This window comes from Nocardia brasiliensis IFM 10847, from assembly GCF_000710915.1.
Classification (GTDB): domain Bacteria; phylum Actinomycetota; class Actinomycetes; order Mycobacteriales; family Mycobacteriaceae; genus Nocardia; species Nocardia brasiliensis_A.
On record NZ_BAUA01000158.1, the window covers coordinates 24,280 to 39,819 of the forward strand.

Consider the following 15,540-nt stretch of genomic DNA (forward strand, 5'->3'; position numbering starts at 1 on the left):
TAACTTATCGGCGGTCGCGTGACTTGTCGGCGGTCGCGTGACTTATCGGCGGTCGCGGCTTTGTTCTTCCGATTGGAGGTTGGCCATGATTTCGGCGACCGAGAGTCGGCGTTCGGGGGTGCCGGAGTCGGTGTCGGATTCGGCGCGCCTGCGGCGGCGGGAGCTGGCGGTGCCGACGGTCGGGGACGTCGTGGTCGGCCAGGCGGAGGGGCGGGTCGACGGTGTAGATGCGACCGGCCATGGGGTGACCGCCGGCTTGGGTGCGGGGGCCGACGGCGGCGCGGGGTCGGGGTTTTGCTCGACGACCGGGCCCTCGGTGAAGGCGTCAGCCCAGCCGTGGGACGCGGGGGCGGCGTCCTCGTCGTCGGGCTCGGACGGTTCGACGGGCTCGGCGGCGATATCGATGTCGGTGATCTCGGCGTCGGTCTCGTCGTCGAGGGAGACCACCGAGGTCTCTGCGGTGACCGGGTCGTCGAAGGGGCTGGCGAAAGCCGGCGCCTCGGGGTGATCGGGGGCGAAGACCGGGGTCACGCTGCTGCGTGGTTGCTGGTTCGGGCCGTAGGACCAGACGCCGGCATTCGTGGAGCTATTGTTCGCCGGGTCGCCGACGGCGCTCGTCAGCTCCTGGATCCGGGTCGCGTCGGCGCGCAACGCGGGCCGCTCCATCAGCAGGTCACCGTCGAAAAGGCGCTGCAGACTCTGCCGGAGCACGGTGAGTTCGGCGCGCAACGCGGCCAGTTCGGCGGCGTCGGCGCCCACTTCCTCCCGCACCCGGGCCTCGAGCCCGAGTTCGAATTCGCGGCGCGCGGTGACCTCCCGCTCGAGCTGCAACTCATAGACCGTCTGCAGGTCGCGCACCTTGGCTTTGTCGATCGTCGCTTCTTTGCGGTACCTCGTCGCGGCCAATGCACCGATGACGGCCGCCCAGAGCGCCGCCACCAGACCGATCCGTACATACTGCAGGCTGTTGCTGAAGATCAGGAAAACGCTGGCAACCAGCCCGAGCAGAATCAACACGCCGATGAAGAATTTTCCCGCGTCTTCCCGTCGGCGACGGGAAGTGCTGGTACGGGAGGGTGAAACCATGCACGCCAGGGTAGCTTGATCGTCTCGCCACGCCCACAGTCTCGTCCGGTGATTCCGCCGATAATATTTGCTAAGTAGTTGCGGGATCGTCGGTCGGGTCCTCCGGCGCCCGGCAGCAATACTCGAGCCACAGGGCCGCAGCAACCAAAGCCACCCCCGCCAGCATCCCGACGATCGCCCCGGGACTGTCCGCCGCGGCCGCGCCGAGCGTGCCGCGCTGTGGGAAGACCCAGCAGAGGAAGCCGAGCCAGACACCCGCGGCGATCGAACCGACCTGCAACGAGGCCTTGGCCAGCGCGACCGCACGGGCGGCGGTGATGGGATGCAGCTGATGCCTGCCGTTGCCGAGGTCGTTGTCGTTGACCCGGGACCGGATCACGAACGCCAGCACCGCCTCGATCGCGGCCACCGGATACAACGAGGCGCCCGCGAAGATCGAGATCGGCGGAAAACTGTTGTAGGCCATCCGCGTCGCGATCCAGGCGACGATCGCGGCGATCACCACGTTCGCGACCAGGTCCAGGACGCGCGTCGGTTTCAGTTTCATCTGACCGGCCCTTCGGCGGTCAGCACGAGATCGGTCCGGTGCACGTCCGCGCGGTCGGCCGCGGGCAGCTCGGCCAGCAGGTCGGCGATTCGCCGCGGGCCGCCGTCGACCTGGAGGGTCGCGTCCGGTTCGAGATCCAGCCACGGAATAAGAACGAAGGCCCGCCGGTGCGCCTGCGGGTGCGGCAGTGTGAGCACCGGGTCGGTGCTGGAACGCGCCACGAATCCGTCCCCGGACCGTTCGGCGCACCAGATCACGTCGACATCGAGCGTCCGTGGGCCCCAGCGCACTTCGCGGACCCGCTCGGCGGCCTGCTCGAGGGCCTGACCGCGGCGCAGCCAGTCCAGGCAGCCGAGCTGTGGATCCTCGGCCACGACAATGGCGTTGAGATAGTCGTCCTGCTCGACTCCGCCCCATGGCGCGGTCGAATAGACCGGTGAGACCGCGACGACCTGGTCGGCGAAGCCGTGCACCACGCTGCGCAGATGCGCGAGCCGGTCCCCCAGGTTCGAACCGATGGACAGGACGGCGCGACTCATTCCTGCTGCTCCTCGCGGTGCCGCGCGGCGACGACCCGGACGTCGGCGAAGGTGTGCGGGATGGGCGCGGACGGCTTGTGCAGCACCACCTCGACCGCGGTGATCCGCGGATCGGTCATCACGTCGTCGGCGATCTCGGACACCACGGTCTCGATGAGATTGCGGGGCGGGCCCTCGATGATCCGCACGGCATTGTCGGCCAGTTCGCCGTAATGCACCGTGTCGACGATGTCGTCGGTGGCAACGGCGCGCGCGAAATCCACCCACACGGTCAAATCGACGACGAACTCCTGGCCGTCGCGCCGCTCGTGCTCGAACACCCCGTGATAGCCGAACGCGCGCAGGCCGCGCAGTTCGATCCGGGTCGCACCGCGGCCGATCGGCGAATCCTGCTGTGCCACTGGGCGCGCGGCATCGGTCCTGGTTCCACTCATCGATGCGCTCCTAGCGAGCTCGGCCTGCCCGCGCGTGCCGCGGCCGCGCGCTGCCAGGCGTCGGTAACGGTGATGGCGTCCAGCGAGGCACGCACGTCGTGCACGCGCACCCCCCACGCGCCGTGCATGGCGGCCAGCGCCGAAATCGTCGCGGTGGCGGTCTCGCGCCCGTCCGGCGGGCGCGGACCCGAGTCGTCGGCGAGCAGCGCGCCGAGGAAGCGTTTGCGCGAGGCGCCGATGAGCACCGGCAGACCGGCCCCGACCAGTTCGGGGAGCGCGCCGAGCAGGTCCCAGTTGTGCTCGGCGTTCTTGGCGAAGCCGAGCCCGGGGTCGAGAATGAGCCGCGCCGGGTCCACTCCCGCGGCGACCGCGAGGTCGACCTGACCGGCGAGTTCGGCGCGCACCTCGGCGACCACGTCGTCGTAGTGATCGGCCGGGCCGGTGTGCCGGTAGTCGGCGCCGGCCCGCCAGTGCATCAGGATCCACGGGACCTCGGCCGCGGCAACGACTTTCACCATATCGGGATCGGCGCGACCGCCGGACACGTCGTTCACCACCGACACCCCGGCCACCAGCGCGGCCTCGGCTACCCGGGCTCGCATGGTATCGACGCTGGTGGGCACGCCCGCGGCGACCAGGCCGCGGATCACCGGCACCACCCGGCCCGCCTCGGTGTCCGGATCGACTCGCACCGCACCCGGCCGGGTGGATTCGCCGCCGACGTCGATGATGTCGGCGCCCGCCGCGTACAGCTCGACGCCGTGCGCGATCGCGACGTCCGGATCCAGATAGCGCCCGCCGTCGGAGAACGAGTCGCTGGTCACGTTGACGACGCCCATCACCACGCAGTGGCGGCCGTCGCGCGCGAAGTTCATGATGCTGCCTCACACCGGACACCGGCCGTCGCGCCGAGCCGGTGGCTCGTCCGCCGGAGCGCGCGCACGATCATCCGAGATCCGCTCACTTGCGCAGAATGAGGTCGAGGGCCTCGGCACGCGAAGACGGGCTCGACTGCAGCAGGCCGCGCACCGCCGAGGTGGTGGTGCTCGCGCCGGGCTTGCGGATACCGCGTATCGCCATGCAGAGATGCTCGGCCTCGACCACCACGATCGCGCCGCGCGGATCCAGCTTGCGCATGACGGCGTCGGCGATCTGACTGGTCAGCCGTTCCTGGACCTGCGGACGCTTGGCGTAGAGATCGACCACGCGGGCCAGCTTGGACAGCCCGGTGACCCGGCCGTGCTTGCCGGGGATGTACCCGACGTGCGCGACACCGTGGAACGAGACCAGGTGGTGTTCACAGGTGGAGTACATCGGGATATCGCGGACCAGCACGAGTTCCTGATGCCCCTCGTCGAACGTGGTGTTCAGGACCGCGTCCGGTTCGACGTAGAGCCCGGCGAACATCTCGCGATAGGCGCGGGCGACCCGCGCGGGGGTGTCGACCAGTCCCGGCCGGTCCGGATCCTCGCCGACCGCGAGCAGCAACTCCCGGACCGCGGCTTCGGCTCTGGCCTGGTCGAACGGCTTACCGGTCTCGAGCGCGACCAGCTCACGGCCGGTCACACCGTTGCCCGACCCGTTTTCCGCGGCACCGTCCGGATCGGCGAGGGCGTGAGCGCCGAGGTGATTGTTGGCCGACAATCGAGGACACCTCCAAAATCTCGGGTGCCGGCAATCATTCGGCACCCCGGTGGTCGAGCCTAATCGGCACTGCTCCTGACGAGTGCGATAGGCCCGGAGACGACCACTCGCCCGGCCGCGAAGCCGGGCGAGGCCGCCCGTGGGTCAGTGCCGACCGTTCGGTCCATCCCACTCGTTGTTCTCGCCCTCGCCGTTCTGGTTCGGGCGGCCCTGCTCGTCGTAGCCGGGGCGCTCGCCGTAGCTGCCGCGACGGTCGTAATTGCCGTCCTGCGGACCACCCTGCGGCGGGGCCCACTGCTGGTGCCCACCGCGCTGCGGCTGTTCGGTCCAGCCGCTGGGCTGGCCGGCCTGCTGCTCTTCGCGCGGCGGCCAGCCGGGCGCGGACCAACCGGCCGGAGCGCCGTAGTCCGGACGCGAACCGTGCGTGCCACCGCGCTGCGGATAGCCGGGCGCCGGCGCCTGCGGCAGCGGGTAACCGGTCGCGGGTTGCGCCGGGTAGCCGTACTGCGGCTGGGCGTGGTACCCACCGTCATCCGGGTAGCCGTTGGCGGGCTGGCCTTCCCTGGCCGCCCCCGCGGGCAGCGGTGCGGGCACCTGCTCCGGCGGCGGCCACGGCTCGCCGCGCTCGAGCGCCAGCTCGCCCGGAGTCTTGACCGGCGGCTTGCTGGACGGCACGCGGTCGCCGAAGTCGTTGAACGCGGTGATCCGGGGCCGCTTCTCCACGGTGGCGAGCAGCGTCTCGAGTTCCTTGCGGTGCAAGGTCTCCCGCTCGAGCAGCGCCGTCGCCAGCACGTCGAGCACGTCGCGGTACTCGTTGAGGATGGCCCACGCCTCGGTGTGCGCGGCCTCGATCAGGTTGCGCACCTCCTCGTCGATGGCGCCCGCGACCTCGTGCGAGTAGTCCGAACTCTGGCCCATGGAACGGCCGAGGAACGGATCGCCCGCCTCCTGGCCGTAGCGGACCGCACCGAGACGCGCGCTCATGCCGTATTCGGTGACCATCGCGCGGGCGATCTTGGTCGCCTGGTCGATATCGGAGGACGCGCCGGTGGTCGGCTCGTGGAACACCAGTTCCTCGGCCGCGCGGCCGCCCATCGCCATCACCAGGCGAGCGATCATCTCCGAGCGGGTCATCAGGCCCTTGTCGTCCTCGGGCACCGTCATGGCATGGCCGCCGGTGCGGCCGCGAGCCAGAATGGTCACCTTGTAGACGGGCTCGATATCGGGCATCGCCCAGGCGGCCAGCGTGTGCCCACCCTCGTGGTAAGCCGTGATCTTCTTCTCGTGCTCGCTGATGATCCGGCTCTTGCGGCGCGGACCGCCGACCACGCGATCCACCGACTCCTCGAGCGATTCGCCGGTGATGACGGCGCCGTTCTCACGCGCGGTGAGCAGCGCGGCCTCGTTGATCACGTTGGCCAGGTCGGCGCCGGACATGCCGACCGTGCGCTTGGCCAGGCCGTCCAGGTCGGCATCGGGCGAGATCGGCTTGCCCTGCGAGTGCACCCGCAGGATCGCGCGACGGCCCGCCAGATCGGGGTTGCCGACCGGGATCTGCCGGTCGAACCGGCCGGGACGCAACAGCGCCGGGTCCAGGATGTCGGGCCGGTTGGTGGCGGCGATCAGGATGACGCCGGTGCGGTCGCCGAAACCGTCCATCTCGACGAGCAACTGGTTCAGCGTCTGCTCACGCTCGTCGTGGCCGCCGCCGAGGCCCGCGCCGCGCTGGCGGCCGACCGCGTCGATCTCGTCGACGAAGATGATGCAGGGGCTGTTCTGCTTGGCCTGTTCGAACAGATCGCGCACGCGGGACGCACCGACACCGACGAACATCTCGACGAAGTCCGAACCCGAGATGGTGAAGAACGGCACGCCCGCCTCGCCGGCCACGGCGCGCGCGAGCAGCGTCTTACCGGTACCGGGCGGGCCGTACAGCAGCACGCCCTTGGGGATCTTCGCGCCGAGCGCCTGGTAGCGCACCGGATTCTGCAGGAAGTCCTTGATCTCGTAGAGCTCTTCGACCGCTTCGTCGGCGCCGGCCACATCCGCGAATGTGGTCTTGGGCATGTCCTTGGACAGCTGTTTGGCCTTCGATTTCCCGAAGCCCATCATGCCGCCGCGGCCGCCGCCCTGCATGCGCGCCATCACGAAGATGAACAGGCCGAGCAGGATGATCATCGGCAGCACGAACAGCAGGATCTGGGTGAGCCAGCTCTCCTGCTTGACCACGGTGTTGTAGGGCGCGCCCGAGTTCTTCACGGCGTCGAAGACCTGGCTGGAGGTCTCGCTGCCGCCGGGGTACTTGGCGATGATCTTGCTCTGACCACCGGTGGCGTCGTTGCCGTTCTTCAGCTCGATGCGCAGCTGCTGCTCGCGGTCGTCGATCTGGACGTTCTTGACGTTGTTCTTGTCGGTCAGCTGGCTCAAAGCGACGGATGTGTCGACGTTCTTCCAGCCGCGCGTGTCATTGCCGAAGTAGCTGAACGCATAGATCACGAGCAGAATGCCCGAGACTATGGCCAGGGTGCGAAACACTGTCTTGCGGTTCATAGAGCGTCGGCCGGCCGGCCAGTCCTTTCCGGTGTCTCCGGTTCGTGCAAGCGATGCGTCGGGCGCGTCCGGCTCCGGGAGGGTTCGGATGCGGACATGCCACGTTACCGCGTACGGTCTAGTCGATACATCGCGCAGTTCGGCTGCAGGTGCAGTTAAAGAGGTAAACGGCGAAGGGACGTCGGTGGTTCCCGAAGTCCTCCGGCTGTGTTACTCCAAGTGGTCACAATCATGGCATGTTCGGCCTATCGTGAGCGACGACACAACAAGAGCGCAGGGGGTATGGACATAGTCGAACTACGGACACCCACAGCGATAGTGCGTCACGGTCGTGGGAGATTGATCGTCCTGCGGCCGGGATCCGATGGTGAGCGGGTGCTCGACGTACCGGTTTCGGACCTGTTGAAGGTCCGACTGAATCGGCGCGCCGACGACGCGGTGGTCATCGAGATCTACCTGAGATATCCGACGCCGGTGCTGACCGGAGTGCCCGCAGACCGTACGCCGTTACCGGTGCTCATCGCCGAGCACGATGTCCCGGCCGCGAGCGAGATCGTGGACCGGATCAACAGCCAGATCCTGTCCACGCAGCGCATCGATGTCGCCGCGCCGGATCTCAACCCGCCCGCACCCAGCTGGGGCAAGTCCGGGCCGACCCGGGCCGACGTGGAGCGCGCGGTGCGCCGGATGGCACCGCACCGCGAGGCCAAGGCGGCGATAGCCGCGCTGCATCGCTACGTCACGCCGGACGAGTACGTGCTGGAGACCGCGGTCGCGGTGGCGCACGCGCCCGCGGGCAGTGGTGCCGGCCTGCTCGCCGCGACCACCGGACGGCTGCTGTTCATTTCCATCGGTGGCGGCAACCGCTACGCGCACGAGTTGCCCATCCCGGCGGTGCTGTGGGCGCGCAACACCGACGGCACGCCGGTAGCGGCGGGCGAGATCGGCGCGCCCCGCGGCGAGGCCGGCATGGAAGTGCACGACGGCAACGTCACGCTACGTTTCACCGGCACGGACCGGGCCGACACCGAACGCGTCACGCTCGCGGTGAATTTCGCGGTCCGCCGCGATTCCGCCGACGGCGCCGCGGGCCCGGCCGATCCCGGTGTGGCACAGCTGTATTCGGAGTGGGAACTGCTGGTCGAACGACACTCGCTCGGCATGGTCGACGACGCACAATTCCAGCGTTACGGCCGCGGCATCCTCCGGTCGCTACCCGACGGCGGGTAGCGACCAGGGGCCGGGCGGCCCGGGAGCCGCTCGATCAGGCGGCCACTCGCTCAGGCTGCTGAGCGATCGAGCGGCTGGGCGATCGGCAGTTGCCGACCGATCAGGCCTGCGCGACGGGCGTCGGCGTGAGGCTGATGCGCCGCCAGGGGCTGGTCGGGCGCATCCACAGGCGCAGCAGTTCCATCCGCCGGTCCACCCCGCCGTTCTTCAGCTCCGCCAGGTCTTCACACGCCTGCCAGTAGGTCCAGCCGGTGAGGTAGGCGTCGCCGAATTGGCGCCAGTTGCGGTACTTGGCCTGGGCGATGGGCAGCGCTCGCGCGAGGTAGTCCCAGGCCAGGTCCGCGTCGAGGTAGCCGGCGGTGAAGGCCATCCGCGCGACCGCGACCACCCGGGCCAGGTCCCAGGCGTGGATATCGCTGGGCAGCGGGCGGGCCAGATGGTCGGTGAAGCCGATCTTGATCGCCTGTGACCAGATGTCGTAGTCGCGCACCAGCGCCTCCGGGTTGTCCATCCCGCGGAACGACCCGACCTGGCGCAGGAAGGCGCGGTGCCGATCGGCCCGCTCGCCGAAGCGGTCCCGTTCGCTGGCGTTGATCGAGGCCATCACCAGCGGGTGCACCAGCGCGTAGAGCGGCGCGTGCATGCCGTCGAGCAGCTGCTCCATGGAGGCCTGCGCCTCGGTGCCGTCGGTGATGCCCCAGGCGCCGGTGAGCGTGTCGATGGCGAGTTCCCGGCGGTCGCCGAGCGGATGCTCGCGCTCCGGGCCGAGCAGCAGCGCGTCGTGGAAGGCGTCCCAGCGGGCCGAGTAGAACGCGCCGAGCGCGAGCGCCCGTAACTCGTCGTCCGCGACCGCCGCGCCGGACCAGTGGTCCTCTTCGCGCTGATCCAGCTCGTCGTACGGGAAGGTCGTCAACGTGGGTACACCGCGGGCAGGCATGGGCCCGAGTCTATTGGCCGTGCCTGCGGCGCGGTGTGGTTCGACGCGGCGCGCTCGCCGCAGGTCCAATTTCGGCCGAGGAGTTTCTTGCCCTGCCGCATACCGGGCCAGAGAGCTACTGTGCTCGCATGAGTAGCAACATCACCCTCCTTCGTGGCCTGGAACCTGCCGCTACCGAGCAGGAAATCTATGCTGCCGCACTGCAGTACGTGCGCACGGTCGGTGGTGTGTCCGGCCTGAGCTCCACGACCAAGGCCGCCGTCGACAAGGCCGTCACGGCCATCGCCGCGGCAACCACGCAGCTGCTGGCCGACCTACCCGATCGTCCGGCCGTCGCGCCGGCCGAATCGCCGCTGCGGCGGGTGGCCGCGGGCGAGGCGGCCGAGTGATCAATCGGTAGGCAGGGCGGCCGCGCCGTAGGCGGCCACACACGCCAGTGCCAGTTCCAGCGGCAAGCTGCGCTGTTCGATCGGATGGCCGAGCAGTTCCTCGATCCGCTGGATCCGGTAGCGCACCGTGTTCTTGTGTACGCCGAGCAGTTTCGCCGTGGCCTCCGGGCTGCGATGGCTCTTCAGGTAGGCGTGCAGTGTCGCGCGCAGTCGCGCCGCGTTCGCGTCCGAGCCGGACAGCGCGCGCAACTCCCTGGCGATCAGACCGCGCATGGCCACTTCGTCGACGCCCGCCAGATAGGCGATCTCCACGTCGCGATAACCCATGACGCGGTCCGGCCGGGCCGGACCCCGATCGGCGACCTGCCTGGCGGCGACCGCCTCGCGATGACTCTGCCGGAATCCGGCTAGCTGCCCCGCCGGGACCCCGAACGCGACCCGGACCGGCGCGTCCACCAACCCGGCGGCGATCCGCTCGAGCGCGCCGGGCTCCCCCACGTCGCTTCGGCTGCCCTGTCCCCCATCGGCATTCGGCCCGTCGTCGAGCCCGGCCCAGGCCCACATGCCGCTGGCACCGGACGCGACGGTGAGCAACCGGCTGCTGCCGAGGCCCGCGGCGATCCGAGTGGCGACCCGTTCCAGCAAACCGATGGCTTCGCCGTCCCCGCTGCCCGATTCGCCCTCGTCGGTCCACAGCACGAACGCGACGTGGCGCTGGCCGAGCCGGTAACCGAGCCGGACCGAGGCCTGGTCGGCGTCCAGTTCGTCGCCGGCCAGCAGCGCGCGGATGGTCTCGGTGCGCCGGTTGAGCGCGGCCCGCATGACCCGCTCGCGCTCCTCCATGTAGGTCTCGGTGAGCAGTTCGACCGAGGTGCTCACCCATTTCGTCGAGCGCTCGAACAGTCGCAGCATCACCGCCCGCTCGATCTCGTGCGGTGTCTGGCGCTGATCGATCGCGTCGGTCATGTAGTCGAGCACGCCCTCCATGCCGACGTGGTAGGTCCGCAGCAGCACGCGCAGTTCGAATCCGCGCCGCGCGATCGTCCGCGCGAACGCGTGCGCCTCCTCCGGAATCGTGAATTCGTAGGTGTCACTGGTGATTCCGCTCAACATCAGCCGGGCGTGCGCGCGGGTGCTCGCGGCGAGGTCGCGGCGCATATCGCGATCGGCGAGTTCGGGCACGCGCGCGACGATCGCGCTGTCCAGGCGCGCCACGATCTGCTCGAGCGTCTCGGCCCGCATCGTCTCGTAGACGTATTCGGCGAGCCAGTCACGGACCACCTCGAGATCCGCGCCGGCCCGGCCCGGTGATGCGCCCGTCACAGATCCTCCCGTTTGTACTTCGAGAACAAAATTGCCCGATCCAGTTGACAAATTGAGCCAAGAAACTCCGGTTCAATTGTGTCAACATCCTAGTTCAGTGGCGCTTTTCACATCCCGTCACCCGGTTCACAGCACAACGTCAGTGGGAGAACAACCGTGACCGATACCGAACCAGCGAAAAAGGCGCAGGCGCGCAGGGCGACCGCGAACAAGTCCACCCCGGCGCCCGCCCCCACCGTCATCGAGGTGCGCAATCCCGGGACCGGCGAGCTGGTCGGCACGGTTCCCGCGGTGAGCGCCGACGAGGTCGCGGCCAAGGTGCGCGAGCTGCGCCTGTATCAGCCGGAGTGGGAGGCGATCGGTGCCGACGGCCGCAAGGAATGGCTGCTGAAACTGCAGGACTGGCTGATCGACAACACCGAGCGGATCGCCGACGTGGTGCAGTCGGAAACCGGTAAGCCACGGGTGGATTCACTGATCGACCCGGCGTTCGCCACCGATCTGGTCGGCTACTACGCGCGCCGCGCGGCGAAATTCCTCAGCGACGACCATCCCGCCCCGCACAGCCCGCTGGCCAGGGTCAAGAAGCTGACCACCGCGTACAAGCCGTACCCGGTCGTCGGGGTGATCACGCCGTGGAACTTCCCCTTGGCGATGCCCGCGCTGGACGTGTTCCCCGCACTCGCCGCGGGCGCCGCGGTGATCCTGAAGCCGTCCGAGGTGACGCCACTGTCCGCGCTCGAATTGGCAAGGGGCTGGGCCGAAATCGGCGCGCCGCCGGTCCTCGCGGTGGTCACCGGCGCGGGTGCGACCGGCGCCGCCGTGGTCGAGCACGCCGACTACATCCAGTTCACCGGTTCGACCGCGACCGGCCGCCGGATCGCGGTGGCCTGTGCCGAGCGGATGGTGCCCTACAGCCTGGAATTGGGCGGCAAGGACCCGGCCATCGTGCTCGCCGACGCCGACCTCGACCGCGCCGCGCACGGCATCACCTTCGGCGGCATGTTCAACTCCGGCCAGGTGTGCATCTCGGTGGAGCGGGTGTACGTGGAGGCGCCGGTCTACGACGAGTTCGTGGCCAAGCTGACCGCGAATGTCAAAGCGCTGCGCCAAGGTCTGGACGATCGAGAGTCGGCGCACGACGTCGGCGCGCTGGCCAACGAGAACCAGGCGACGATCGTGCAGCGCCACGTCGACGAGGCCGTCGCGGCCGGCGCGAAAGTGCTCACCGGCGGCAAGCGGGCCGGGTTCGGCACCGCGTTCGAGCCGACCGTGCTGGTCGATGTCGACCACACGATGTCCTGCATTACCGAGGAGACCTTCGGCCCGACGCTGCCGGTCATGAAGGTCGCCGACGAGGCGGAAGCCATTCGGCTGGCGAATGATTCGATCTACGGCCTGTCCGCCTCGGTGTGGACCGGCGACAAGGAGCGGGGCGAGCGGATCGCCCGGCAGCTCAACGCGGGCGCGGTCAACATCAACGACGTCTTCAGCAACCTGTTCAGCTTCGCGCTGCCGATGGGCGGCTGGGGTCAGTCCGGTGTCGGCGCGCGCTGGGGCGGGGCCGAGGGCGTCCGCAAATACTGTCGCCAGCAAGCGATTACGACGCCGATCCTGCCGACTCAGCAGAAGGAGCTGTTCTGGTTCCCGTACCAGATGCCGAAGCTGCTGTTCGCGGTCGGCGCCATGCGCGCGGCCGGCGCCCGCGGTCTGCGCCGCATCGACATTCCGGCTGTTCTGAAACTCAAGGGAGGCAAGAAGTGAGCGACTCTTCGAAGATCCGCGGCAAGGTCGTCGCCATCACGGGTGGGGCCCGTGGCATCGGGCTGGCTACCGCCACCGCGCTGCGGGCGCTCGGCGCAAAGATCGCGATCGGCGATATCGACGAGAAGACGGTGAAAGAGTCGGGCACCGCTCAGGGTTTCGAGTACTACGGCAAACTCGACGTGACCGATCCGGCCTCGTTCGAGAGCTTCCTCGACGAGGTCGAGCGCACCGTCGGCCCGATCGACGTGCTGATCAACAACGCGGGCATCATGCCGACCGGCCGGCTGGTGCACGAACCGGATCAGATCACCCGCCGCATCCTGGACATCAACGTCTACGGTGTCATCCTCGGCTCGAAGCTGGGCCTGACCCGGATGCTGGCACGCAAGAGCGGGCACATCATCAACATCGCCTCGCTCGCGGGCGAGAGCCACATTCCCGGCTTGGCCACCTACAACGCCAGCAAACACGCGGTGCTCGGGTTCACCGACACGCTGCGCGAGGAGTACCGGGACTCCGGTGTGCGCTTCTCCTCGGTGCTGCCGACGCTGACCAACACCGAGCTCGGTTCGGGCGTCACCCCGCCCAAGCTGCTGCGCCCGGCAGAGCCGGAGGAGATCGCCGCCGCCATCGTCGGGCTGATCGCCGCACCCAAGTCGAAGGTCAGGGTGACCGCGGTGGCGGGCTTGCTCGCGCAGCTGTTCGGCATCCTGCCGGACGCGGTCGGCGACACCGTAGCCCGCGCGCTGGGTTCGGGTCGCGCGTTCCTCGACGACGTCGACACCGATCAGCGCAAGGCGTACGAGGATCGCGCCCGCAGCGTCTGAATCGCTCCCGCAGCCGCGCGCTGCGGCCCCGGATTCGTCCGGGGCCGCAGCGCTTTTTTGTGCGCCGGCAAACCGGTCTGAGCGGTCGGTCAAACCATAATGTGACTAAAATCACTATAGAGGGTGCAAATGACTCCGCGGCGGCCAGAAGCAGGCCGTCAGCGGACATCCAGCAACCGGTCGGTCGGTCTTTAGCCGAACTTGATGTTGCGCAAAATCGGCCATTCGTGCTGGTCTAGTGACCGATTGATCTTTGCCGCCACCTGAGCGGCAGTATGCCGATCATTCGCGGAGGCGGTGGTGCGCCACACCATCACAGGCAATATGCTGTCTCTAACAAACCTGTCGAATGTTTTGGTACCCGTATCCGAACTTTCTGGCTTGATAAGGCTGGAAATTCAGGACTGATTCTGATAGCAAGGGGCTATGGACCCGCATTTGCGCGACCTGCGGTATTTCGTCGCCGTCGCTGAGGAACTGCACTTCACCAACGCCGCTCAGCGGCTGCACATCGCTCAACCCACCCTGTCGCGTCAGATCCGGCAGCTGGAACGCCAACTCGACGTAGTCCTGTTCGACCGCAACCAGCGCAGCGTCGCCCTGACCGTCGCGGGCAAGGAGCTGCTCGAGGGCGCGCGCAAGATCCTGGAGCTGTGGGAGATCACCAACGTCTCGCTGCAGGAGGCGGGCGAGGTGCTGCGCGTCGGCATCCAGTCCGCGCTCGGGCGCGGGCTGCTGAACGATCTGGAGAGCGCGAGCGGCCATCGGCTGGCCCTGCACGCGGCGTCCTGGACCGACCCGTCCAGCGGCCTGTCCGGCCGCCAGGCCGACCTGGCGCTGGTGTGGCTGCCGCTGCCCGACCCGAACCGCTACCGCTGGCAGGTGCTGCGCACCGAACCGCGCTGGGTGCTACTGCCGGAGAACCATCCGCTGGCCGATCAGGAGACGATCGAGTTCACCGATCTGCTCGACGAGCCGTTCGTCGCGCTGCCCACCGAGGCGGGCGCGGTCCGGGACTTCTGGCTCGGCAACGACGCGCGCAGCGGACGGCAGCCGAAGATCGGCGCCGAGGCGGCGACCCCCGAAGACAAGCTGGAGGCCGTGAGCCTCGGCCTCGGCGTCTGCCTGCTGGCCGAGAACAACGTGCCGATGTACCGCTGGCCCGGGCTCACCGCCCGCCCGGTGGCCGGCCTCGCGCCGTGCGAGCTCGCCGTCGCGTGGCGGGCCGACGACACCCGGCCGACCATCCTCGAATTCGCCGGCCGCGCGGTCGACGGCGGGTTCTCGGTACAGCAGCCGCAACCCGCCGTCAGCGCCTCCTGATCAGTTGATGGTGCGCCGCCACGGGTGCTGCGCTTCCAGCTGCGCCGACAACCGCAGCAGGGTGGACTCACTGCCCGGCGGACCGGCCAGCTGAGCGGCCAGCGGCGTTCCGACATCGGGGTGCATGCCCATCGGGAGCGAGGCGGCGGGCCAGCCGACCAGGTTCCACAGCGGGGTGAAGGGGGAATACCGCGCGCAGGCAAGGACATTGGCCAGCCAGCCGCGGCGGTGCCAGGCCCGCGCCTTGGGCGGCGGGCCGGCGAGCGTGGGCGTGATCACCACGTCGTAGCGTTCGAAGAATTCGAGCAGGCGTGCCTCGACCCGATCGACCTGGCTCTGCCGGACCAGGCGTAGTCGGGTGACGGTGCGACCGAGTGCGAGATGGCGTCGGGTACGCGGCTGTAGTCGGTCGGGCTGGGGTAGCGCGGCGGCCTCGCGGGCGCCGACGGCCAACCAGCGCAAGAAGATCCAGAGCAGCGCGTCACCGTAGGGCAACGCGGTCGGTTCGACCAGATGGCCCGCGGCCGCGGCCACCGAGGCGGCGGTGCGGGCGGCGTTGGTCCACTGGCGGTCGACCGGGAACAAGCGAAGTGGCGGGGCCACGGCTAGACCGATGCGTAGTCGGCCCGGCGGCTCCACCTCGGCTAGGTCCGGGCGCGCGGCCAGCACCGACAACGCCAGCGCGGCATCGCCGACTGTCGTTGCGAACACACCGTTTTCGATCATGCCCGACCAGTCGTCGACGCCGATCTGCGCGGGCACCGTGTGGTGTCCGGGCTTGAAACCGTAGACGCCGCAGCAGGCCGCGGGCACCCGCACCGAGCCGAGTCCGTCGCTGCCGTGCGCGATCGGCACCAGTCCGGCGGCGACCGCTGCGGCCGCACCGCCCGACGAACCGCCCGCGCTGCGCGCGACGTTCCACGGATTGCCGGTGATCCGGTCCG

General features: G+C 69.1%; 15 protein-coding genes. 5 read left to right on the forward strand and 10 right to left on the reverse strand.

Annotated elements, in window-relative coordinates:
* Positions 1–42: 42 nt before the first annotated feature.
* The 7 genes from NBRGI_RS30705 to ftsH form a co-directional block, all read right to left on the reverse strand.
* Positions 43–1,086 (reverse strand): DUF6779 domain-containing protein, encoded by a 1,044-nt coding sequence (locus tag NBRGI_RS30705; RefSeq protein ID WP_029900684.1) that lies wholly within the window; start codon positions 1,084–1,086, stop codon positions 43–45.
* A gap of 70 nt (positions 1,087–1,156) precedes the next feature.
* Positions 1,157–1,633, reverse strand: a complete 477-nt coding sequence (locus NBRGI_RS30710) for a DUF3180 domain-containing protein (RefSeq protein WP_014981273.1) — start codon at positions 1,631–1,633, stop codon at positions 1,157–1,159.
* On the reverse strand, positions 1,630–2,172 hold the full coding sequence (gene folK, locus NBRGI_RS30715) for a 2-amino-4-hydroxy-6-hydroxymethyldihydropteridine diphosphokinase (RefSeq protein ID WP_029900685.1): 543 nt from the start codon (positions 2,170–2,172) through the stop codon (positions 1,630–1,632). Before folK ends, NBRGI_RS30710 begins: the two co-directional genes overlap by 4 nt.
* Positions 2,169–2,606, reverse strand: a complete 438-nt coding sequence (gene folB, locus NBRGI_RS30720) for a dihydroneopterin aldolase (RefSeq protein ID WP_228832948.1) — start codon at positions 2,604–2,606, stop codon at positions 2,169–2,171. Before folB ends, folK begins: the two co-directional genes overlap by 4 nt.
* Entirely contained in the window at positions 2,603–3,481 is an 879-nt protein-coding gene (folP, locus tag NBRGI_RS30725) for a dihydropteroate synthase (protein WP_029900687.1), read from the reverse strand. Before folP ends, folB begins: the two co-directional genes overlap by 4 nt.
* An 85-nt stretch (positions 3,482–3,566) precedes the next feature.
* Positions 3,567–4,172 carry a GTP cyclohydrolase I FolE gene (gene folE / locus NBRGI_RS30730; protein ID WP_029900688.1) on the reverse strand — a complete coding sequence of 202 codons (606 nt, stop codon included), beginning with the start codon at positions 4,170–4,172 and terminating at the stop codon, positions 3,567–3,569.
* A 222-nt stretch (positions 4,173–4,394) separates the two neighbouring features.
* Positions 4,395–6,800: an ATP-dependent zinc metalloprotease FtsH gene (gene ftsH / locus NBRGI_RS30735; protein WP_029900689.1), complete on the reverse strand. Its 2,406-nt coding sequence runs from the start codon at positions 6,798–6,800 to the stop codon at positions 4,395–4,397.
* A gap of 375 nt (positions 6,801–7,175) precedes the next feature.
* On the opposite strand from ftsH, the gene NBRGI_RS30740 reads away from it, so the two are divergent.
* A complete protein-coding gene (locus NBRGI_RS30740; RefSeq protein ID WP_235211156.1) occupies positions 7,176–8,030 on the forward strand; it encodes a hypothetical protein in 855 nt (284 codons plus the stop codon).
* Positions 8,031–8,130: 100 nt separating this feature from the next.
* Here the strand turns inward: NBRGI_RS30740 and NBRGI_RS30745 are convergent, their stop codons facing one another.
* Positions 8,131–8,967, reverse strand: a complete 837-nt coding sequence (locus NBRGI_RS30745) for a DUF1266 domain-containing protein (RefSeq protein ID WP_036561581.1) — start codon at positions 8,965–8,967, stop codon at positions 8,131–8,133.
* A gap of 128 nt (positions 8,968–9,095) precedes the next feature.
* On the opposite strand from NBRGI_RS30745, the gene NBRGI_RS30750 reads away from it, so the two are divergent.
* Positions 9,096–9,356 carry a DUF2277 domain-containing protein gene (locus NBRGI_RS30750; protein WP_029900692.1) on the forward strand — a complete coding sequence of 87 codons (261 nt, stop codon included), beginning with the start codon at positions 9,096–9,098 and terminating at the stop codon, positions 9,354–9,356.
* Here NBRGI_RS30750 and NBRGI_RS30755 read toward each other — a convergent pair whose 3' ends face one another.
* Entirely contained in the window at positions 9,357–10,679 is a 1,323-nt protein-coding gene (locus NBRGI_RS30755; protein ID WP_029900693.1) for a PucR family transcriptional regulator, read from the reverse strand.
* Positions 10,680–10,835: 156 nt separating this feature from the next.
* On the opposite strand from NBRGI_RS30755, the gene NBRGI_RS30760 reads away from it, so the two are divergent.
* From NBRGI_RS30760 to NBRGI_RS30775, 3 genes are all read left to right on the forward strand, one after another.
* A complete protein-coding gene (locus tag NBRGI_RS30760) occupies positions 10,836–12,443 on the forward strand; it encodes an aldehyde dehydrogenase family protein (RefSeq protein WP_029900694.1) in 1,608 nt (535 codons plus the stop codon).
* The gene (locus NBRGI_RS30765; protein WP_029900695.1) at positions 12,440–13,273 is read left to right on the forward strand and encodes an SDR family oxidoreductase; all 834 of its coding nucleotides are present in this window, start codon (positions 12,440–12,442) and stop codon (positions 13,271–13,273) included. Before NBRGI_RS30760 ends, NBRGI_RS30765 begins: the two co-directional genes overlap by 4 nt.
* 426 nt (positions 13,274–13,699) lie before the next feature.
* Positions 13,700–14,596, forward strand: coding sequence for a LysR family transcriptional regulator (locus tag NBRGI_RS30775; RefSeq protein ID WP_029900696.1), 897 nt, complete (start codon positions 13,700–13,702; stop codon positions 14,594–14,596).
* Here NBRGI_RS30775 and NBRGI_RS30780 read toward each other — a convergent pair.
* A partial coding sequence (locus tag NBRGI_RS30780; protein ID WP_029900697.1) for an amidase family protein occupies positions 14,597–15,540 on the reverse strand: 944 nt, incomplete at its 5' end. It lies immediately after the preceding gene.